General features: G+C 65.0%; 19 protein-coding genes. 6 read left to right on the top strand and 13 right to left on the bottom strand.

Translation table 11 applies throughout. From position 1 onward, the window contains the following. Window positions 1-87: 87 nt before the first annotated feature. Window positions 88-1,332: an acetylornithine/succinyldiaminopimelate transaminase gene (locus MRBLMU1_RS08975; protein WP_363499876.1), complete on the bottom strand. Its 1,245-nt coding sequence runs from the start codon at window positions 1,330-1,332 to the stop codon at window positions 88-90. A 270-nt stretch (window positions 1,333-1,602) separates the two neighbouring features. Between MRBLMU1_RS08975 and MRBLMU1_RS08970 the strand changes: the two genes are divergently transcribed. Next, entirely contained in the window at window positions 1,603-2,301 is a 699-nt protein-coding gene (locus MRBLMU1_RS08970; RefSeq protein WP_363499874.1) for a DUF1349 domain-containing protein, read from the top strand. Window positions 2,302-2,322: 21 nt separating this feature from the next. On the opposite strand, the gene MRBLMU1_RS08965 is transcribed toward MRBLMU1_RS08970, so the two are convergent. After that, a complete protein-coding gene (locus MRBLMU1_RS08965) occupies window positions 2,323-3,273 on the bottom strand; it encodes a GlxA family transcriptional regulator (protein ID WP_363499872.1) in 951 nt (316 codons plus the stop codon). Window positions 3,274-3,299: 26 nt separating this feature from the next. After that, entirely contained in the window at window positions 3,300-4,214 is a 915-nt protein-coding gene (locus MRBLMU1_RS08960; protein WP_363499870.1) for a DMT family transporter, read from the bottom strand. Window positions 4,215-4,302: 88 nt separating this feature from the next. Here MRBLMU1_RS08960 and MRBLMU1_RS08955 point away from each other — a divergent pair, with 88 nt between their 5' ends. The 3 genes from MRBLMU1_RS08955 (at window position 4,303) to MRBLMU1_RS08945 (ending at window position 6,011) form a co-directional block, all read left to right on the top strand. Further along, entirely contained in the window at window positions 4,303-4,776 is a 474-nt protein-coding gene (locus MRBLMU1_RS08955) for a MarR family winged helix-turn-helix transcriptional regulator (protein WP_363499868.1), read from the top strand. Next, the gene (locus tag MRBLMU1_RS08950; protein ID WP_363499866.1) at window positions 4,773-5,057 is read left to right on the top strand and encodes a hypothetical protein; all 285 of its coding nucleotides are present in this window, start codon (window positions 4,773-4,775) and stop codon (window positions 5,055-5,057) included. The genes MRBLMU1_RS08955 and MRBLMU1_RS08950 overlap by 4 nt, the downstream gene beginning before the upstream one ends. A gap of 117 nt (window positions 5,058-5,174) precedes the next feature. After that, window positions 5,175-6,011 carry an HDOD domain-containing protein gene (locus tag MRBLMU1_RS08945; RefSeq protein WP_363499864.1) on the top strand — a complete coding sequence of 279 codons (837 nt, stop codon included), beginning with the start codon at window positions 5,175-5,177 and terminating at the stop codon, window positions 6,009-6,011. 212 nt (window positions 6,012-6,223) lie between these two features. Here the strand turns inward: MRBLMU1_RS08945 and MRBLMU1_RS08940 are convergent, their stop codons facing one another. The 6 genes from MRBLMU1_RS08940 to eat all read right to left on the bottom strand — a co-directional run bounded on the left by MRBLMU1_RS08940 (window position 6,224) and on the right by eat (window position 12,259). Beyond that, complete coding sequence (locus MRBLMU1_RS08940; RefSeq protein WP_363499862.1) at window positions 6,224-6,841, bottom strand: glutathione S-transferase family protein; 618 nt, start codon at window positions 6,839-6,841, stop codon at window positions 6,224-6,226. Between the two features lie 59 nt (window positions 6,842-6,900). Further along, window positions 6,901-7,596 carry a helix-turn-helix transcriptional regulator gene (locus MRBLMU1_RS08935; protein WP_363499860.1) on the bottom strand — a complete coding sequence of 232 codons (696 nt, stop codon included), beginning with the start codon at window positions 7,594-7,596 and terminating at the stop codon, window positions 6,901-6,903. 6 nt (window positions 7,597-7,602) lie between these two features. Continuing rightward, complete coding sequence (eutC, locus tag MRBLMU1_RS08930) at window positions 7,603-8,445, bottom strand: ethanolamine ammonia-lyase subunit EutC (RefSeq protein ID WP_363500148.1); 843 nt, start codon at window positions 8,443-8,445, stop codon at window positions 7,603-7,605. Window positions 8,446-8,477: 32 nt separating this feature from the next. Continuing rightward, the gene (locus tag MRBLMU1_RS08925; RefSeq protein WP_363499858.1) at window positions 8,478-9,869 is read right to left on the bottom strand and encodes an ethanolamine ammonia-lyase subunit EutB; all 1,392 of its coding nucleotides are present in this window, start codon (window positions 9,867-9,869) and stop codon (window positions 8,478-8,480) included. Window positions 9,870-10,043: 174 nt separating this feature from the next. Beyond that, complete coding sequence (locus tag MRBLMU1_RS08920; RefSeq protein WP_363499856.1) at window positions 10,044-10,859, bottom strand: TorF family putative porin; 816 nt, start codon at window positions 10,857-10,859, stop codon at window positions 10,044-10,046. A 20-nt stretch (window positions 10,860-10,879) separates the two neighbouring features. Then, window positions 10,880-12,259: an ethanolamine permease gene (eat, locus tag MRBLMU1_RS08915; protein WP_363499854.1), complete on the bottom strand. Its 1,380-nt coding sequence runs from the start codon at window positions 12,257-12,259 to the stop codon at window positions 10,880-10,882. Between the two features lie 178 nt (window positions 12,260-12,437). Between eat and MRBLMU1_RS08910 the strand changes: the two genes are divergently transcribed. Then, on the top strand, window positions 12,438-13,409 hold the full coding sequence (locus MRBLMU1_RS08910) for a helix-turn-helix domain-containing protein (protein ID WP_363499852.1): 972 nt from the start codon (window positions 12,438-12,440) through the stop codon (window positions 13,407-13,409). A gap of 6 nt (window positions 13,410-13,415) precedes the next feature. On the opposite strand, the gene MRBLMU1_RS08905 is transcribed toward MRBLMU1_RS08910, so the two are convergent. Continuing rightward, window positions 13,416-13,949 carry a chromate transporter gene (locus tag MRBLMU1_RS08905; protein ID WP_363499850.1) on the bottom strand — a complete coding sequence of 178 codons (534 nt, stop codon included), beginning with the start codon at window positions 13,947-13,949 and terminating at the stop codon, window positions 13,416-13,418. Further along, window positions 13,942-14,541, bottom strand: a complete 600-nt coding sequence (locus MRBLMU1_RS08900) for a chromate transporter (RefSeq protein WP_363499848.1) — start codon at window positions 14,539-14,541, stop codon at window positions 13,942-13,944. The genes MRBLMU1_RS08905 and MRBLMU1_RS08900 overlap by 8 nt, the downstream gene beginning before the upstream one ends. Window positions 14,542-14,645: 104 nt before the next feature. Between MRBLMU1_RS08900 and MRBLMU1_RS08895 the strand changes: the two genes are divergently transcribed. After that, the gene (locus MRBLMU1_RS08895; protein WP_363499846.1) at window positions 14,646-15,533 is read left to right on the top strand and encodes a LysR family transcriptional regulator; all 888 of its coding nucleotides are present in this window, start codon (window positions 14,646-14,648) and stop codon (window positions 15,531-15,533) included. Window positions 15,534-15,796: 263 nt separating this feature from the next. Here the strand turns inward: MRBLMU1_RS08895 and secF are convergent, their stop codons facing one another. Further along, window positions 15,797-16,819: a protein translocase subunit SecF gene (gene secF / locus MRBLMU1_RS08890; RefSeq protein WP_363499844.1), complete on the bottom strand. Its 1,023-nt coding sequence runs from the start codon at window positions 16,817-16,819 to the stop codon at window positions 15,797-15,799. Window positions 16,820-16,834: 15 nt separating this feature from the next. Then, complete coding sequence (gene secD, locus MRBLMU1_RS08885; RefSeq protein WP_363499842.1) at window positions 16,835-18,733, bottom strand: protein translocase subunit SecD; 1,899 nt, start codon at window positions 18,731-18,733, stop codon at window positions 16,835-16,837. Between the last annotated feature and the right edge of the window lie 67 nt (window positions 18,734-18,800).

The following is an 18,800-nucleotide window of genomic DNA, read 5'->3' as shown; positions in this document are numbered from 1 at the left end:
GGTAATTCAACGCAAGCGACCCGGCGCATCGGAATGCGCCGGGTCCCAAATGAAAAGCGACGGAACCAGGTCCGCCGCAAGTACTTCTTAGGCTGCGGCGATCATGCCGTCCAGCGACAGGCGCAGGATGCGGTCGACTTCAGCGATCTGCGCGTCGGAGACGATCAGCGCCGGCGCCAGACGCACCACGTCCATGCCCGCGATCAGCACCATCAAGCCATTGCCTTCGGCGGCCTTCTGGATATCCTTCGAGCGGCCCTTCCAGGCGTCGGTGACGACCATGCCCAGCAACAGGCCGGCACCGCGCACCTGCGTGAACACTTGCGGGTAGTCGGCGATCAGCTTTTCCATCGTGCCGCGCAGCTTGGCGCCGGCTTCCTTCACCCGCGCCAGGAAGGCCGGCTGGTTGATCGTCTCGAGCACCGTCAGCGCCACGGTCGCGGCCAGCGGGTTGCCGCCGTAGGTGGTGCCGTGCGAGCCGACGCCCAGGGTCGCGGCCAGTTCGTGGGTGGTCAGCATGGCGCCGATCGGATAGCCGTTGCCCAGCGCCTTGGCCGACGTCAGGATATCCGGCGTGATGCCGTAGGTCATGTAGTGGAACAGGTCGCCGGTGCGGCCCATGCCGCATTGGACTTCGTCGAAGATCAGCAGCGCGCCGGTCTTGGTGCACAGGTCGCGCAGCTCCTGCAGGTAGGCCTTGTCGGCCGGGACCACGCCGCCCTCGCCTTGCAGCGGTTCGACGATCACGGCGCAGACGTCGTCGCCGATGGCGGCGCGCGCCGCTTCGATATCGTTATAGACGATATGGTCGATCGACGGCGGCAGCGGCTCGAAGCCTTCGGTGTACTTCGACTGGCCGCCGACGGACACGGTGAACAGCGTACGGCCGTGGAACGACTGGTAGCACGAGATGATGCGCGATTTGTGCGCGCCGAATTTGCCGTGCGCGTATTTGCGCGCCAGTTTCAGGGCCGCCTCGTTGGCTTCGGCGCCGGAGTTGCAGAAGAAGGCGCGGTCGGCGAAGGTCGCCTCGGTCAGCGCGAGGCCCAGGCGCAGCACCGGCTCGTTGGTGTAGCCGTTACCGAGGTGCCACAGCGTGTTGGCCTGGCGGGTCAGCGCCTCGACCACGACCGGGTTGCAGTGGCCCAGCGAGGCCACGGCGATGCCGGACGTGAAGTCCAGATAGTGTTTGCCATTCTGGTCCCACAGGTCCAGGCCAGCGCCTCGGACCGGAACCATCGCTGCGGGTGCGTAGGTAGGCACCAGGACTTCATCAAAAGTCTGACGAGTCACAGGACGGGTCGTTACGGTCGTATCTAGCTTGGCGTTCATGGCATTCCCTATCAATGTTAGTGGGGCGACCAGCAGAAATCCGCTGACGTTGCGCCATTATAGGCAGGACCGCAAAACGCTTCTTTCGGATACGCGACAGGCATTTTCAAATTCGCCACGTCTGCAAGGCCGCGCCATAGGGGAGGCGGCCATATTTTATTAACATCAAGACATCATGCGTGTTATTTTTCTTTTAACACTATGGGAGCGCTTCCATTTCGGCGGGCGGCCCCGGGCGCGCGGACGCCAATCACCGAGGACGACATCTTCATGTTTCAAGACAAGAAATCCACACTTGGCGCGCTCGCCGTTGCGGCGGCGCTGATGCTGATGGCGGCGCAGGCGCACGCCAGCGAGGCCACGCTCAAGGACGGCAAGCTGGTGATCGACACGCTGCCGTTCGCGCTCGAATCGCAGCTCGACCTGGGCGCGGCCAGCGTCAAGGACAAGGCGCTGGTGTTGCAGGCCAAGAAGGGAACCGACCTGTACGCCAACACGGACGGGACCGAGATCGCCGACAAAACGCCGCGCGTGCTGTTCCAGCCGGTCGGCGACTTCATTTTTTCGGCCAAGGTCACGGCCGGCGCCAACCACGCGTTCAACGGCGGCGCGCTGATCGTCTACAACGACAAGGCCAACTGGGCCAAGCTGCTGTTCGAGTTCGCCAAGACCGGCGCGGCGGGCATCTCGTCGACGGTGGCCAAGGGCGTCGGCGACGACGCCCACCACGGCGTGCGGCCGGGCGGCGCGGTCTACCTGAAGGTGTTGCGGCGCAAGGACATGTTCGTGTTCTACACGTCGCCGGACGGGCGCGACTGGAGCATGGTGCGCAGCTTCGGCCTGCCCGGGGCGGCCACCGTGAAAGTCGGCTTCTCTTCGCAATCGCCGGCCGGCGACGGCTTCAGCGCGCAGTTCTCCGACGTCAAATTCCGGAACGCCACGTTCAAGGACTTCTGGCAAGGGGAGTAAAGCGGCCCGGCGGCGAACGGCTCAGGCCGGCCGGTTGGCCAGCTTGCGCTGGCGCTCCTCGCGCGGGGTGTTGCCGAACAGCGCGCCGAAGGCGGTCGAAAAGTGCGAGCCGGACGAGAAGCCGCACATCAGCCCGACCTGGACGATCGAGTGGTTGGTGTCGAGCAGCAGTTGCCGGGCGCGTTGCAGCCTGAGCTCCAGGTAATAGCGCGACGGCAGGCTGTTCAGGTATTGCTTGAACAGGCGCTCCAGCTGCCGGCGCGACAGCCCGACCAGGTTGGCGATGTCGTCGGTCGACAGCGGTTCCTCGATGTTGGTTTCCATCAGGGTCACCGCCTCGGACAGGCGCGGCTGCAAGGCGCCGAAGCGGGCCTGCAGCGCCACCCGCTGGCGCTCCTCGTGGCCGCGCACGCGCTCGATGCACAGCCCCTCCTTGATGGCGGCCTGCACCGTCGCGCCGAACAGGGATTCGATCAGCGTCAGCGAGAAGTCGATGCTGGCGGCGCCGCCGCAGCAGCTCAGGTGGCGCCCGTCGAGCTCGAACAGGTGGGGCGTCAGGATCGCGCGATCGTTGATGTGCTCGGTATCGGCGTACAGCGCCCACGGCAGCGCGATGCGCACGCCCGCCATCAAGCCGGCCTCGGCCAGCCACAGCACGCCGGCGCCGACGCCGCCCCAGTAGTCGGCCGCGCGGCAGCGCTCGATCACGGCGCGGCCCAGCTCGGGCGCCATCGGCAATTGGTTCTCGTCGGCCACGAGCAGCGCCAGATGGTGCTGCGCCGGCTGGGCCAGCGCCATTTGCGCCGGGGTCATCGTCTCCAGGTGCAGGGCGTCCTTGCCGAGGATGGTCGCGGCCAGCCGCAACGGCTGCACCAGCCCGGCCCAGGTGATGGCGTCGGCCTCGCCCGCGTTCACCAGCAGCATGCGCAGGGGCCGTTGCCGGGCGAGCGGGGAGAGGTTAGCGAAGGACATCGGTGATCGTCATGTGGTTATGTTGCCTATTCGGGCGCCAGCGCGGCGGCCGGACGCTCGGTGCTCCACTGGCTGACTATCATACCGGAGATCAAGAGCGCCGCGCCGAGCAGGCCGTTCCAGGCCAGCGTCTCGCCCAGCCAGAAATAGGCGAAGATCGCCGCGCAGCCCGGCTCGAAGGCGTAGATCACGGCCGCCTCGTTGGCGCTGCTGTGGCTCTGGCCCCAGGTCTGCAGCGAGATGATGGCGGCCGTCGCCACCACGCCCAGGTAGACGATGTTGACGCCGTACGTCACCAGCCCGGTGCGGATGTAGCTCAGGTAGTTGGGCAGGTCCTCGGCCCGTTCGGCCGCGCCCAGCGGCACCTCGCGCAGCAGCAGCCAGACGGCCGAGCACAGCGCCACCGTGACGATCTGCGACGCCGTCAGCACCATCAGCTTCTCGACCTTGCGGGTGGTCGCCGCCATCAGCACCACGTAGATGCCGAAAAACACCGCGCACAGCAGCGCCAGGGTGTCGCCGCGCCCCCAGACGAAACCGCCCTCCCAGCACAGCGCGAACAGGCCGGCCAGCGCCAGCCCCAGCGCGACGACGATGCGGCGCTCCAGTATCTTCCCCATCAGCACGCCGATCAGCGGCGGCACCAGCACGTTCAGGCCGGTGACGAAGGCGTTGCGGTTGGAGGTGGTCAGCGCCAGTCCCTCGATCTGGAACACGTAGCACAGGAACAACACGCCGCCGGCCAGCACGCCCCAGCGCACATCGCGCCATTTGGCGCGCCACAGGAAAGGCAGCAGCAACAGGCTGGCGATGGCGAAGCGGCTCAGCACGATCCAGCTGGCGGACAGATAGCCGGTCATGTCCTTCATCGCCGGAAAGGTCGTGCCCCAGACCAGTGTCACGATGAGCAACGCGACGACGCCGCGCAAGTGGTGTGGCATGTTTTATTATCAAGTAGATTAGAAATTATTGTGGCGCATAGTGTACCCGCCGGGGCCGCAAATTGCGAACCAGCTATAATCACTGTCTATGGGTGAACGATATCTGAAAAGTATCCGGTTGCTGGCCGAATGCATGCAGGGCTTTGAACGCCTGTCGAGCGAACAGGCGCGCCGGAGCGGTTTGACGCATCCGCAGTTCGACATCATCGCCACGCTGGGCAATACGCCCGGCATGTCGTATAAGGAGCTGGGCGAAAAAACGCTGATCACCAAGGGCACGCTGACCGGCGTGATCGAACGGCTGGAACAGAAAGGGCTGGTGGAGCGTCAGCGCAACGACTGCGACAAGCGTTCTTTCTTCGTCCGGCTGACGGCCGAGGGCGAGGCGACGTTCAACGCCGCCTTCCCCCAGGTGATGGAGATGGGCAGGAAGCTGTTTGCGGACTACCGCGAGGAAGATCTCGCGGCCCTTGAAAAAAACCTGTCCAAGCTCAAAACTGTGATCATGGCCAGCCATCCCGGATGCCCGTCCACCCCCGACCCAACCAAGGAAAACATTTGAAAACGACTCTGCTCGAAGGCAAAAAGCCAGCCAAATTCGACAAACACATCATCGGCAACCTGTTGCTCAACGTCGCCACCCCGGATGAAGTACGCCAGGAAAAGCTGCTGATCGGCGTGCGCAACGAGGACGGCGAGATTTATCGCCTGATCGGCGCCACCAAGCACAATAGCTTCATGAATGCTATCGAAGAGCTGTTCGACCTCGGCCTGACCGACGAACTGCAGGACTCCGACGACATCGTCGAAGGCTGCGACGCCATCTTCAGCGAACAGCAGTAATCCGCGGTAATCCGGCCGGCCGTGGCGGCCGGCGGCGGCCCGGGCGGGTGTGGCGCGGCATGAAAGTATTTTCCGGAAAAGTGCTCCAGGGCAATATTCGGGAGTATAATTTTTGTGATGGACAGACTCGACGCCTTCAAAGCTATCGCCGCGCAAGCGAGCCGGGGGGAACTGACGTTTCCGGCCAACGTCAACGCCTCGCTGCGGCTGCAGCAGGCGCTGAGCGACCCGGACTGCCACGTCGAAGCGGCGGCCAAACTCATCCAGGCGGACCCGTTGCTGGCCGCGCGCAGCGTCGCCATCGCCAACTCGGTCGCCTACAACCGTTCCGGTACTGAAATTTCCAGCGTCCGCGCGGCCGTCCAGCGGCTCGGCGTGCGCACCTTGCAATCGCTGGTCGCGGCGTTGATCGTGCGCCAGATCGGCAGCCAGGTCACCGAGCCGGTCTTGCGGGACAAAGTCAATCAATTGTGGGAACACACGGCGCATGTCGCCGCGCTGTCGCAGGTCATCGCGCGGCGCGTCACGCATGTCGATCCGGACACGGCGCTGTTCGCCGGCATCGTGCATGAGGTGGCGGGGTTCTACATGCTGTCGTGCGCGGGCGCGTATCCGGAGGTCATGGAGGGCGAGCCCGAGGATTGGGTCGAGCATGGCGAGGTCGAGATCGGCCGTGGCGTGCTGACCAAACTGGGCGTGCCGGACGGCGTGTATAAATCGATCGAGGCGATGTGGCTGGGCTTGCGCGCCTTGCCGCCGGAAACCTTGGGCGACACGCTGCTGTTGGCCAACGATTTGTCGCCGGTGCATTCGCCGCTGTATCAGCGGCCGGGCGCCACCACCTTGCAGGGCGCGCGCACCATCGACTTTGTCGTCGGCGAAGGGACCCTGCATGCGATCATGAGCGAGTCGGCGCATGAGGTGCGGTCCTTGTATGCGGTGTTGATGCTCTAGTACGTGGCGCGAGGCGCCGCCCCCACCCGCACATAGCGTCGAGCCCGTGTAGAAATGGTGGACCTGACCCCGGAGTTGCAGGCAAAAAAAAGCCCGCTTGGTAGCGGGCAAAGTCCAAAACTAGGGATCTCCTCCAGAGGAGACAGTTCAAGAATACCTGCCCCCGCCTCCCTGCTCTGTGCGCCAACTCACATAGCGGGGACATTTCATCATCACCATACCGGTTCGGTGTTTTTCCAGACCTCGAGCTGACGCACGCGCTCGTACCACGCCATGATGTGGGGATATTGCTTGACCGGCAGCTTCGCTTGTTCGGTGTACATCAGCGGCGGCGCGACCGCGAAATCAGCCAGGCTGAGCTTGTCGCCGACCAGCCATTCGCGTCCCGCCAGGTGGCTGTCCAGCACAGCCGCGAACTGCGCCAGCTGCTTCTCGGCGCGGGCGATCACGTCGGCGTCCGGCCCGCCCTGGCCGATCAGGCCCTTCCAGATCCGTTCGAACGTCAGGTAGCCGATCGCCGGCGACCAGTGCTGGCATGCCCACAGCATCCAGCGATTGATGTCGGCCCGCGCCAGGATATTGTCGGGATATAGCGTCTGGCCCAGGGTGCGGTCGGCCAGGTATTGCATGATGGCGCACGATTCCCATAAGGTGAAGTCGCCGTCCTGCAAGACGGGTAGCTTGCAATTGGGATTGAGCTCGGTCAGCAGGCGCCGGTCGTCCGGGTTCATCAAATTGACCTCGGTCAGATCCAGCGGCGTGCCCATGGTCTCGGCGGCCAGCATCACGCGGCGCGAGTTGGAGGAGATGGAGTGGTGGAAGAGTCGCATGGCTTGCTCCGATGAGTGGGTGAGGACTGCATCGTACGGCCACCCCGCGACAGTTTTTGTCAGGAGTCTTCGGGGATCGCGTGTTCCCGGCGCCACGTGCGCAGCAGGTCGTGGCGGCGCGCGGGATAGCGCTCGCCCGTCGTCTGCACCTCGGCGATGCGGTCGATGCGGAAGTGGCGGAACGCCATGCGCAGCTCGCACCACGCGGCCAGCATGCGGCTGCCTTCGAAGAACGCCAGCGCGAACGGCCACACCATCCGGTCCGACGCCGCGCCCTTTTCGTCGCGGTAGCCCAGCCGCAGCCGGTGCTGGTGGCGGATCGCTTCGCGCACCGGCCGCACGTGGACGTCGGCGGCCTGGTCGCAGTTGGCCCCCATCGGCACCCACAGGCTGGTTTCGGCCATGTCGTCGCGCAGGTCCTTGGGCGTGGCGGTGGCGATCTTGGCCAGCGCGCTGGTGGCGGCCGCCGCCAACCCTTCGTCGCCCTGGCGGCGCACCCAGCGCGCGCCCAGCACCAGCGCCTCCAGTTCGTCCGGGCCGAACATCAGCGGCGGCAGGAAGCTGCCGGCTTTCAGCATGTAACCGACGCCGGCCTCGCCCTGCAGCGGCGCGCCCAGGCTCGATAGGGTCTGGATGTCGCGGTAGATCGTGCGTTCGGAGACGCCCAGCTGTTCGGCCAGGCGGGCGGCGGTGACGGGACGGCGGTAACCGCGCATCGCGTCCATCAGCAGGAAAAGTCGGCCGGATCGGCTCATGTTTTTTTAGTCGTGGTCGAGCAGGAAGTTGCGCCGGGGCGCGTCCAGTGCGTGGTTGTCGGTGGCCGTTTCATCCTTGAGCGCGACACCGGACAATTGCCGTTTGCGCGCTTCGGATAACAGATAGTGAAGCTTGAACGCTGCGTCGTCGTAGGTCAAGCCCGCCGGACGCACATTCGAGATGCAATTGCGGCTGGCGTCGGTCAATCCGGTCTTCGGCGCCCACGTCAGGTACAGGCCCATGCTGTCCGGCGAGCTCAGGCCGGGCCGCTCGCCGATCAGCACCACCACGGCGCGCGCGCCGAGCAGCTCGCCCACCTCGTCGCCGACCGCCACCCGGCCCTGGCCGACGATGGCCGGCGGCGCCAGCGACCAGCCGTCCACCGCCAGCCGCGCCATCAGCGTCTGGACGAAGGGGACGGCGTTTTGTTCGATGGCCAGCGCCGACAGGCCATCGGCGATGACGATCGCCAGGTCGTAGCCGCCCGGTTCCGTCGCCCGCCGCCGCAACAGGGCGTCGCGCGAGGCGTCGTCGAGCCGGCGGCCCAGGTCGGGCCGCTGCAGATAGATGTCGCGGCTGGCCGCCGCGCTGTGCAGCGGCAGGCAGCGCAGGCCGCAGGCGGCCAGCAGCGCCTCGCCCAGCGCGGCCTGGTCCAGCGCCAGATGCACGGCGTCGCGGGCGCGCGCGTGCGCCAGCTGGAACGCCAGCTGCGGCGCGGTCGGCTGGCTGACGCCGCTGCGTCCCAGCGCGATGCGCGCGGCCGTGAAGCGCCGCAGCGACTGCCAGGGGTTGGCGGTCACCACGCCGTCGCCGCCGTCTTCGTACTCCGGCGCCGGCTGGCCGACCATGATGTTGCTCTCGTCCATGGAATTCCTGTGCTTTACGTCAAACTGGCCAGCGCGCGCTGGAACGCCACCGGCATGCCGTTGCCCAGGGTGGCGCGTTCATCGTCGGTGAAAATGTTCATCGCCTTCAGCCACGCCTCGAATTCGGGCGCCGTCTTCAGGCCCAGCACGCGGCGCGCGTACAGGGCGTCGTGGAAGGACGTGGTCTGATAGTTGAGCATGATGTCGTCCGAGCCCGGGATGCCCATGACGAAAGTGCAGCCGGCCGCGCCCAGCAGTGTCAGCAGCATGTCCATGTCGTCCTGGTCGGCCTCGGCGTGGTTGGTGTAGCAGACGTCGCAGCCCATCGGCAGGCCCAGCAGCTTGGCGCAGAAGTGGTCCTCCAGCCCGGCGCGGATGATCTGCTTGCCGTCGTACAGATACTCGGGGCCGATGAAGCCGACCACCGAGTTGACCAGTAAGGGCTGGAACTTGCGGGCGACCGCGTAGGCGCGCGTTTCGCAGGTTTGCTGGTCGACGCCGTGGTGGGCGTTGGCCGACAGCGCGCTGCCCTGTCCCGTTTCGAAATACATGACGTTGTCGCCGACCGTGCCGCGCCGCAGCGACAGCGCGGCCTGGCGCGCCTCGTCGAGCAGCGCGATGTTGATGCCGAAGCTGGCGTTGGCCGCCTCGGTTCCGGCGATCGACTGGAACACCAGGTCGACCGGGGCGCCGCGCTCGATGGCGGCGATGGTGTTGGTGACGTGGGTGAGCACGCACGATTGCGTCGGGATGCCGTAGCGGGCGATGATCTCGTCGAGCATGGTGACGATCTTGATCACCTGCGGCACGTTGTCGGTGGCCGGGTTGATGCCGATGACGGCGTCGCCGCTGCCGTACAACAGGCCGTCGAGCACGCTGGCGGCGATGCCGGTGGCGTCGTCGGTCGGGTGGTTCGGTTGCAGGCGCGTCGCCATGCGGCCCTGCAGGCCGATGGTGTTGCGGAAGCGGGTGACGACGCGGCATTTTTTCGCCACCAGGATCAGGTCCTGGATGCGCATGATTTTGGAGACGGCTGCCGCCATCTCGGGCGTGATGCCGGGGGAGACGGCGGCCAGCGCCGCTTCGTCGGCGGTGTCGCCGAGCAGCCAGTTGCGGAAGTCGCCGACCGTCAGGTGGGCGATGCGGGTGAAGGCGCTCTTGTCGTGGTCGTCGATGATCAGGCGCGTGACCTCGTCTTGTTCGTAGGGGATGACGAGTTCGTTGAGGAACAGCGTCAGCGGCAGGTCGGCCAGGGCCATTTGCGCGGCGACTCTTTCCTCGGCGCTGGCGGCGGCCAGGCCGGCGAGGTGGTCGCCGGAGCGGGCCGGCGTGGCTTTCGCCATCAGGTCCTTGAGGTCGCGGAACTGGTAGGTTTTGCTGCCTACCATGTGCGAGAAGCTGCTCATTCGTGTCTCCGATGCCAATTCCAATTCCGGGTTCCTCGCAAACACGTAGGACGGATTCGGCGGGACGCCGTAGTCGGCCATCGATGCGCCGTCGGCGGCGCAACCATGGCCGATTACGCTTCGCTAATCCGCCCTACGTGTCTCCGTTGATACCGGTTATTCCAAGGTGCCGATTTAGAACGTGCGCGTGGCCGTCACCAGCAACCGCTTTTGCACCACGTTCTTGCCGCTGCCGTCGGCGTTGAAGAAGGTCCACAGCGGTGTGCCATTCTTGCTGGCGTCGCCGCTGTTGTACACCGCCGCCGCCGAGAACGCCCATTTGTCCATCGTCTTCGTCACGCCCGCCTTTACATCATAAAAATTGAACTCGCTCATGTGGCGCACGTTCTGCTTGCCCGCGTGCAGGTTCAACACCAGGCCCGGCGCCAGCTCCGGATTCCAGTTCACTTCGCCATACAAGGTGCCGCGCGTGTCGACCAGCTCGCCCGTGGTGGGCTGGACCGTGAAGCCGAACCAGCGCTTGTTCAGCGACACCCAGCCGTAGGCGTTGAAGGCGCCGATGTTCACGCCCAGCTTGGCCTCCTGCGTATGGTACTTGATGTCCTTGCCGCCCGTCGCGTAATGCGCGCCGGGGAACCAGTACGTGACCAGGCCGGCGTCGATGACGGTGTCGGCGTTCAGGCTGTGGCGGTAGCCGCCGTAGACGTCGATCTCCGACCCGGCGCCGTTGTTATAGGCCGCGTGCGAGACGCCCGAGCCGAACAGGCCGAGGTAGAAGCCGCTCGAATGCGTGGAGTCCAGGGTGGCCTGGATGGTCGGCTTGGCCTGCGTTTGCGAGATGCCCCGGAACAGGTAGTCGGAGACGACGGTGACGTTGCCGCTCTCGGTCCAGTCGGGCGCGGGGGCTGGTGCAGCCGGCGCGGGATCGGCCGCCATCGCGGCACCGGAGAACAAAGCGATACAACCCAGCATGATGATAGTTTTAGACATCGAGTATGCTCCAAGATAAATTAAACGGGGTCCAACGCGGCGTGCTGCTGGCGGCTGTCCTTGGTGAACAGGAAGAACACGTAGCCGGCGGCAAGGAAGCCGACGAACAGCGCGAAGATCAGCGGGTTGTAATAGATCATCGTCCCCATGCAGACCAGCGCGCCGGCCAGCGCGATGGCCGGGAACAGCGGGTAGAACGGCGCGCGGAACGGCCGCGCCATGTGCGGCTCGGCGCGGCGCAGCTTGAACAGGCTCAGCATGCTGATGATGTACATCGTGATGGCGCCGAACACCGACATGGTGACGATGTTGGCGGTCAGGGTCAGACCGCCGATCTTGATCAGCTCGTCGCTGTAGATGGCGGCGATGCCGACCACGCCGCCGGCCAGCACGGCGCGGTGCGGCGTCTTGAAACGCGGATGGATCTTGGCGAAGTAATGCGGCAGATAGGCCTCGCGCGCCAGCGCGTAGATCTGGCGCGAGTAGCCGAGGATGATGCCGTGGAAGGAGGCGATCAGGCCGAACAACCCGAGCCACACCAGCATGTGCAGCCAGCCGCTGTTTTCGCCGACGATCAGTTTCATGGCCTGCGGCAGCGGGTCGTTGATGTTGGCCAGCTTGGTCCAGTCGCCGGCGCCGCCGGCGAACACCATCACGCCGATCGCCAGCAGCACCAGGGTGATGATGCCGGTGATGTAGGCGATCGGAATCGAACGCCGTGGATCTTTGGCTTCCTCGGCCGCCATCGCCACGCCTTCGATCGCCAGGAAGAACCAGATGGCGAACGGGATCGCCGCGAACATGCCCGGCACCGACGCCAGGCTGAAGCTGTCCGCGCCCGACCAGCCGCCCTTGGTGAAGTTGGCCATGGAGAAGCCCGGCGCGACCACGCCCATGAACACCAGCAGCTCGAAAATCGCCAGCAAGGCCATCAGCAACTCGAAGGTGGCGGCCACCTGCACGCCGATAATGTTGAGCGTCATGAACACCAGGTAGGCGCCCACGGCGGCCAGCTTGGGGTCGATCTGCGGGTACTGCACGTTCAGGTAGGCGCCGATGGCCAGCGCGATGGCGGGCGGGGCGAACACGAACTCGATCAGCGTGGCGGCGCCGGCCAGGTAGCCGCCGGTGGGGCCGAAGGCGCGCTTGCTGTAGGCGAAGGGGCCGCCGGCGTGCGGGATCGAGGTGGTCAGCTCGGTGAAGCTGAAGATGAAGGTGGTGTACATGGCCGCGACGAACAGCGCGGTGATGGTGAAGCCGAGGGTGCCGGCCGAGGCCCAGCCATAGCTCCAGCCGAAGTATTCGCCGGAGATGACCAGCCCGACGGCGATGCCCCATAGCTGGAAGGTGCTCAGCGTCTGCTGCAGCGCGGGCTTGCCGGCCGCTTGTTTTGCGTTCATATTTTTTCCCCTAATTTAGCCGCGTCTGAGCCCGGAGGGACGCTTGGTCCGGGCGGGTATGGAAGTTGCTGCGAATTTCAGTATAGAAGCGGGGCCGGGCCGGCCGTTATCGAAAATCGGCAAACTTGAAGCCGCCCTGCCCGGCGGCGGCGCTAAATACAACAGCGGGGGAATTGATATGCACCAGACTGCAACACAGTTGTTGCACCATGCGCGCGATGTGCGCACGGTGCTGGCGCACGACGCCGACGCGCTGGCCAGCGAGCTGACCAACTGGCAGCAGCGCTACGACCAGATCAGCTCGGGTCTGTTCCACGGTGCCCTGACGGAACGTCAGTTACCCCAGCTACAAGTGTTTCGCGAACGTCTGAGCCAGTCGGTGCGGCAGTCGTGCCGCGTGTGGCCGGACGCGATCTGGTTCGGCCTGCCCGACCACGCGGCGGCCACGCGCATCAACGGCCGCCAGACCGAGGCCGATTCGATCATGGTGCAGCCGGGCAATGTTGAGTTCGAGTTGGTCACGCCGAGCGACTACAGTATCTATGGCATCGTCGCCAGCCGGCAGCTGCTGACCGATACCGCGCGGGCGCACGGCTGCGAGATCGACTGGCGGCGCGTGCAGGCGGCCGACCTGCTGCAAGTCGACGCGGCGGAGCGCGCGGCCTTCCTGCGCACCCTGGCGCGGCTGCTGCCCGATGAGACGCAACCCGCCGCCGGCGAGGCTGAGCCGCAGTGGCAGCAAGGCGTTCTGCTGGCGCTGCTGGATATGCTGGATCATCGATGCGTGGAGCCGGAACTGGCCGCCAGCCTGCAGCGGCGGCGGCGCGTGGTGGCGCTGGCGCGCGAGTATATCCATGCGCACCGCAGCGAGGCGATCACCGTGCCGGAGCTGTGCGAGCAGGTGCACGTGAGCCGCCGCACACTCCAATATTGTTTCGAGGATGTGCTGGGCATGAGCCCCATGCTGTACCTGCGCATGATGCGGTTGAACGGCGTGCGCCGCCAGCTGAACGACGGCGCGCCGGGCGAGGTGGCGATAGGCGATGTCGCCGATGCCTGGGGCTTGAGTAACTTTAGCCAGTTCTCCAGCGACTACCGCAAGCTGTTCGGGCTATGTCCGTCGGCGACGTTGAAGGCGCGCGCACAGTAGCGGCGGTCAGATGATGTGCAGGGCGCCGGCGGCGGCGCCGAGCGCGATCAGCACCACCGGATTAAGCTTGGTGCGCAGCAGGATCAGCGCCGACAACAAGGTCACGACATCGGCGCGCCAGTCGGTGTTGGATATGCCGGTGAACAGCCACGCGGTGGCGGCCATCAAGCCGATCGACATCGGGCCGAACGCCTCGCCCAGCGCGCGCGACAAGCGGCTGCCCGCGCGGCCCGCGTGCCAGCGGACGGCGGTGAGCGTCAACAAGGTGGACGGCACGATCACGGCGACGGTCGTCATGATGGCGCCGGACCAGCCGCCGATCAGCCATCCCACCAGGGAGATGAACAGCAGGTTCGGGCCGGGGGCCGCCTGGGCGATGGCGTAGGCGGCGGAGAACTGTTCGTTGGTCAGCCAGTGCTGCCCTTCGACCACATACTGTCCCACCTGTGGAGCCAGCAGCACCACGCCGCCGCCGACCGCCATCAGCGACATCAGAGCGATATGCAGCGACAACTGGCCGATCGGCGATTGCTCATTCATGTTTGTCTCCCAGCAGATACGCGGCGGCGGTGCCCAGCGGCGCCAGCACGCAGAACACCAGCGCCAGCTGCCACTTCAACAGCCCAAGCGCGATGAAGGCCAGCACCATCAACACCAGCTTTAACTGATCGTGCTTTCGACGCCAATGGGCCTTGGCGAACATCGCCAGCGCCATCTTCGCCGCCGTCGCCAGGATCAGCCCCGCCGCGACGGCGGCCATGCCGCCGATCGCGCGCCGTATGATCTCCAGGTCGCCGAACTGCTGATACACCACACCCAACCCGATGACGATGAAGAACGGCCCGAGGATCAAGCCGCCCACCGCCGCCAGCGCGCCGGCGATGCCGGCGTAGCGGTTGCCGACCATCAGGCCGACATTGCAGACCGTCGGTCCGGGCAGCATCTGGCTCATCGCCATGCACTTGGCGAATTCCTCTGCCGTCAGCCACTTGTGCTGCTCGACCAGGGCGCGATAGGCGAACGGCATCACGCCGCCAAAGCCCATCAGCGCCAGCCTGGAGAAGACGAAGAAAATCGTCGATGGGGACAAGTGGTCTGCGCGCTCGGTAAGCGCGCCTGCCTGGGTGTGCATGGTGTGTACTCCTGGACTCGATGGCGGGATTTTCCTCCTCCATCAAATATAAGTACAATGAATTTATTTAGACCATTCATTCAATAGATTGATGAAAGCCATTGATGAAGATTGATATTCTCGGCGTGCAGGCGTTTGTCGCGATCGCGGACTTTGGCGGCTTTCAGAAAGCGGCGGATACGCTGCATGTGACGCAAACGGCGGTGACGCAGCGGCTGCGCAACCTGGAGGATTTCCTCGGCGTGATGCTGGTCGAGCGCACCACGCGCTCCATCGCGCTGACCAGCATCGGCAAGGACTTCCTGCCGCAGGCGCGCAGGTTGCTGCAGGAGCTGTCGTCCACGCTGACCGAAATCCGCGAGACCGGCAAGGCGCAACGCGGCGACATCTCGATCGCCAGCGTACCCACCGCAGGAATTCAATTCCTGCCCGAGATCATTCGCGAATACTCGGCGCGTTTTCCGGGAAACCGCGTCAAGATACTCGATCACGCATCGGCGCGCGTGGCCGAGGCGGTGCTGAGCCGCGAGGCGGAATTCGGCATCAACCTGTCCGGCAGCACGCATCCGGATTTGGTCTCGGTGCCGGTGGTGCAGGACGAATTCGTGCTGCTGTGCCGCGACGACCACGCGCTGGCCAAACGGCGCTCGCTGACGTGGGTGCAGATCCAGCCTTACCCGTTGATCTTCTCCGGCGACGTCAACGGCAATCGCGCGCTGCTCGACAGCTACCTTGGCGACAAGAGCATGAATCTGAGCCTGCAGTTCCAGTACGAGGTGCAGCGCAGCTCCACCGCCATCGGCCTGGTGGCGGCCGGCGTGGCGGCGGCCATCGTGCCCAATCTGGCGATCCAGAAGGGTACCTATCCGCGTCTGCGCGTGATCAAGCTGAAGGAGCCGACCATCTCGCGCCAGCTCGCCCTGATCACCCGCAAGTCAGGCCACCTGTCACCCGCCGCGCGGGCGCTGTACGACCTGATCAAATCCGCATGACCACGGGTGGGGAGAGAGCTGCGCGGTCCGTGTGGTAAACCTTCTTTTTTCTCCTCGCTTTTCTTCTCTTTTCTTCTATTTCGATCGCTAATTTAAAAAAGCGGGGGAACGAGAAGAAAATAGAAGAAAACAGAAGTCAAAAGAGAGGGTTTACCACAGGGAGTGGAATACGCCCACCGCCCCACCGTACCCCCGACTTCCCGCACGACGTAAAAAACCCTCCCGGCGCGAGCGCGGGGAGGGTCTTCGAGGAGTGGCGGCGATTACACGACCGCGCCGTCCGTTTCGTCTTTTTCCTTGACCGGCTTGATCAGGTCTTCGCGCTTCACGCCCAGCCACATGGCGATGGCGGCGGCGACGAACACCGACGAGTAGATACCGAAGCAGATACCGATGGTCAGCGCCATGGCGAAGTAGTGCAAGGTCGGGCCGCCAAAGAACAGCATCGCCAGCACCATCATCTGCGTGCTGCCGTGGGTGATGATGGTCCGCGAGATGGTCGAGGTGATCGCGCTGTCGATCACTTCATGCACGCTGGCCTTGCGCTGCTTGCGGAAGTTCTCGCGAATCCGGTCGAAAATAACCACCGATTCGTTGACCGAGTAACCGAGCACCGCCAGCACGCCGGCCAGCACCGTCAGCGAGAATTCCCACTGGAAGAAGGCGAAGAAGCCGAGGATGATCACCACGTCGTGCAAGTTGGCGATGATCGCCGACACGGCGTACTTCCACTCGAAGCGGATCGCCAGGTAGATCATCACGCCGATCACCACCATCACCAGCGCGTTCAAGCCGTTCTGGGTCAGCTCGTCGCCCACCTGCGGGCCGACGAACTCCACCTTGCGCAGTTCGACCTGCTCGACGTTGTTAGGGCCCATGCAAGCCTGTTTGACGACGTGCTCGCCCTTGGCGTTGACGTTGTCGACCTGGGTCAGCGCGCCTTTTTCAGCCTTGCACAAGGCATCGTAGACCTGTTGCGAAGCGTCCTTGGCGGTGATGTTCTTCACCACCGGCAGACGCAGCAACACGTCGTGCGCGGTGCCGAAGCCGGCCGCTTCCGGGTGCTCGTAGCCGATGCCGCGCAGCGACGCCCGTATCGCCTCGAGATTGGCCGGTTGCGCGTACCGCAGCTCCATCACGGTGCCGCCGGTGAACTCCACCGACAGGTTCAGTCCGCGATGGAACAGGAAGAACACGGCCGCGACAAAGGTCAACGCCGAGATGACGTTGAACACCAGTGCATGCCGCATGAACGGTATGTCTTTTTTAATGCGGAAAAATTCCATGTGATATGCCTCGAATTATTTGGTATCAGGACGCGTCGCGACCTTGCCGCCAGTCGCGTTGTCCGGCCGCCAGATGGTGCCGATGGCGATCGATTGCAGCTTCTTCTTGCGGCCGTACCAGAGGTTGACCACGCCACGCATGATGAACACGGCGGAGAACATCGAGGTCAGGATACCGAGCGTGTGCACCACGGCGAAACCGCGGATCGGACCGGAACCGAACACCAGCAGCGCCAGGCCGACGATCAGGGTGGTGACGTTGGAGTCGATGATGGTGGCCCAGGCGTGGTCGAAGCCGGCCGAGATGGCCGACTGCGGCGACGCGCCGGCGCGCAATTCCTCGCGCACCCGCTCGTTGATCAGCACGTTCGAGTCGATCGCCATACCCAGCGCCAGCGCGATAGCGGCCATGCCCGGCAAGGTCAAGGTCACGCCCAGCAGCGACAGCAAGGCCACCAGCAGCAGTAGGTTGCACGCCAGCGCGAACACGCTGAACAGGCCGAACATCATGTAGTAGGCGATCATGAAAACGGCCACGGCGGCGAAGCCGTACATCGTCGAGTGGCGGCCCTTGTCCACGTTCTCGGCGCCCAGTTGCGGGCCGATGGTGCGTTCCTCGATCACTTCCATCGGCGCGGCCAGCGCGCCCGAGCGCAGCAGCAGCGCCAGCTCGGCCGAGTTCTCGGAGTTGCCCATGCCGGTGATCTGGAAGCTGCTGCCCAGTTCGGCCTGGATGGTGGCGACCGACAACACTTCCGGCTTGCCTTTTTCAAACAGCACGATCGACATCTTCTTGCCGATGCGGTCGCGGGTGGCGTCGCGCATGCGGCGCCCGCCATCGCCGTTCAGGTCGATGCTGACGGCCGGCTGGCCGTTCTGGTCCTGGCGCGCGGTGGCGCTGGAGATGTAGTCGCCGGTCAGGATCACGTCCTTGCTCAGCACGACCGGCACGCCCTTGCCGACGGTGAACAGTTCCGAATTCAGCGGAATCGACGACGTCAGCTCGGTGCCCGGGGTGATCGACTCGTCGACCATGCGGATTTCCAGGGTGGCCGTGCGGCCGATGACGGCGCGCGCGCGCGCCACGTCCTGCACGCCCGGCAGTTGCACGATGATGCGGTCCGGACCTTGCTGCTGGATCAGCGGCTCGGCCACGCCCAGCTCGTTGACGCGCTTGGACAAGGTGGCGATGTTTTGCTTGACGCCCTCGTCCGTGGTCTGCTTGATGGACGCCGGCTTCAGGGTCATCACGGTTTTCAGGTCGGTGTCGGCGCCGGTGTCGGCGAACGTCACGTCCGGCAACTGGTCGCCCAGCACGGCCTTGGCCTTCTGGCGAGTGGCGTCGTCGCGGAAGTTGACGACGATGGTGTCGCCCACGCGCTCGATGCCGGCGTGGCGCACGTTCTTGTCGCGCAGCAGGCTGCGGGCGGACGCCTGCATGCCTTGCACGCGCTTGGCCAGCACGGCCTTGGTGTCGACCTGCATCAGGAAGTGCACGCCGCCGCGCAAGTCGAGGCCCAGGTGCATCGGCGTCGCGCGCAGCGCCTGCATCCATTTCGGGGTGTCCGGCTGCAGGTTCAGCGCGACCAGGTACGACGGATCGACGGGATCGGCGTTCAGCCCTTTTTCCAGCACCGCCTTGGCGCGGAACTGGGTGTCCGGATCGGGGAAGCGCACGCGCACCGAGGCGTAGGTGCCGGTGCCGTCGAAGGTCAGCTCGCTGTGCGGGATTTTTTCCCGGGTCAGCACTTCATCGACCTTGGCGATCATGTCCGACGTCAGCTTGAGCGTCGACTTGCCGCTCGTCACCTGCACCGCCGGCGATTCGCCGAAGTAGTTGGGCGCGGCGTACAGCGCGCCCAGCAGGATGGAGACGGCAATGAGGATGTATTTCCAGACGGGATAGCGATTCATATTGTTCAACGTTCAGGGTTAGGCGTCGGATGCAATACGGCCCGCTTATCCTGGGACAAGCGGGCCG

This window comes from Burkholderia sp. LMU1-1-1.1 (assembly GCF_040675865.1).
Classification (GTDB): Bacteria; Pseudomonadota; Gammaproteobacteria; order Burkholderiales; family Burkholderiaceae_D; genus Rugamonas.
This window is presented reverse-complemented; position numbering and strand designations above follow the sequence as displayed.

Bases quoted from the DNA above. Each gene is read 5' to 3' on its own strand.
- MRBLMU1_RS08975 (WP_363499876.1), bottom strand. From the start codon at position 1,332: ATGAACGCCAAGCTAGATACGACCGTAACGACCCGTCCTGTGACTCGT.
- MRBLMU1_RS08970 (WP_363499874.1), top strand. From the start codon at position 1,603: ATGTTTCAAGACAAGAAATCCACACTTGGCGCGCTCGCCGTTGCGGCG.
- MRBLMU1_RS08965 (WP_363499872.1), bottom strand. From the start codon at position 3,273: ATGTCCTTCGCTAACCTCTCCCCGCTCGCCCGGCAACGGCCCCTGCGC.
- MRBLMU1_RS08960 (WP_363499870.1), bottom strand. From the start codon at position 4,214: ATGCCACACCACTTGCGCGGCGTCGTCGCGTTGCTCATCGTGACACTG.
- MRBLMU1_RS08955 (WP_363499868.1), top strand. From the start codon at position 4,303: ATGGGTGAACGATATCTGAAAAGTATCCGGTTGCTGGCCGAATGCATG.
- MRBLMU1_RS08945 (WP_363499864.1), top strand. From the start codon at position 5,175: ATGGACAGACTCGACGCCTTCAAAGCTATCGCCGCGCAAGCGAGCCGG.
- MRBLMU1_RS08940 (WP_363499862.1), bottom strand. From the start codon at position 6,841: ATGCGACTCTTCCACCACTCCATCTCCTCCAACTCGCGCCGCGTGATG.
- MRBLMU1_RS08935 (WP_363499860.1), bottom strand. From the start codon at position 7,596: ATGAGCCGATCCGGCCGACTTTTCCTGCTGATGGACGCGATGCGCGGT.
- eutC (WP_363500148.1), bottom strand. From the start codon at position 8,445: ATGGTCGGCCAGCCGGCGCCGGAGTACGAAGACGGCGGCGACGGCGTG.
- MRBLMU1_RS08925 (WP_363499858.1), bottom strand. From the start codon at position 9,869: ATGAGCAGCTTCTCGCACATGGTAGGCAGCAAAACCTACCAGTTCCGC.
- MRBLMU1_RS08920 (WP_363499856.1), bottom strand. From the start codon at position 10,859: ATGTCTAAAACTATCATCATGCTGGGTTGTATCGCTTTGTTCTCCGGT.
- eat (WP_363499854.1), bottom strand. From the start codon at position 12,259: ATGAACGCAAAACAAGCGGCCGGCAAGCCCGCGCTGCAGCAGACGCTG.
- MRBLMU1_RS08910 (WP_363499852.1), top strand. From the start codon at position 12,438: ATGCACCAGACTGCAACACAGTTGTTGCACCATGCGCGCGATGTGCGC.
- MRBLMU1_RS08905 (WP_363499850.1), bottom strand. From the start codon at position 13,949: ATGAATGAGCAATCGCCGATCGGCCAGTTGTCGCTGCATATCGCTCTG.
- MRBLMU1_RS08900 (WP_363499848.1), bottom strand. From the start codon at position 14,541: ATGCACACCCAGGCAGGCGCGCTTACCGAGCGCGCAGACCACTTGTCC.
- MRBLMU1_RS08895 (WP_363499846.1), top strand. From the start codon at position 14,646: ATGAAGATTGATATTCTCGGCGTGCAGGCGTTTGTCGCGATCGCGGAC.
- secF (WP_363499844.1), bottom strand. From the start codon at position 16,819: ATGGAATTTTTCCGCATTAAAAAAGACATACCGTTCATGCGGCATGCA.
- secD (WP_363499842.1), bottom strand. From the start codon at position 18,733: ATGAATCGCTATCCCGTCTGGAAATACATCCTCATTGCCGTCTCCATC.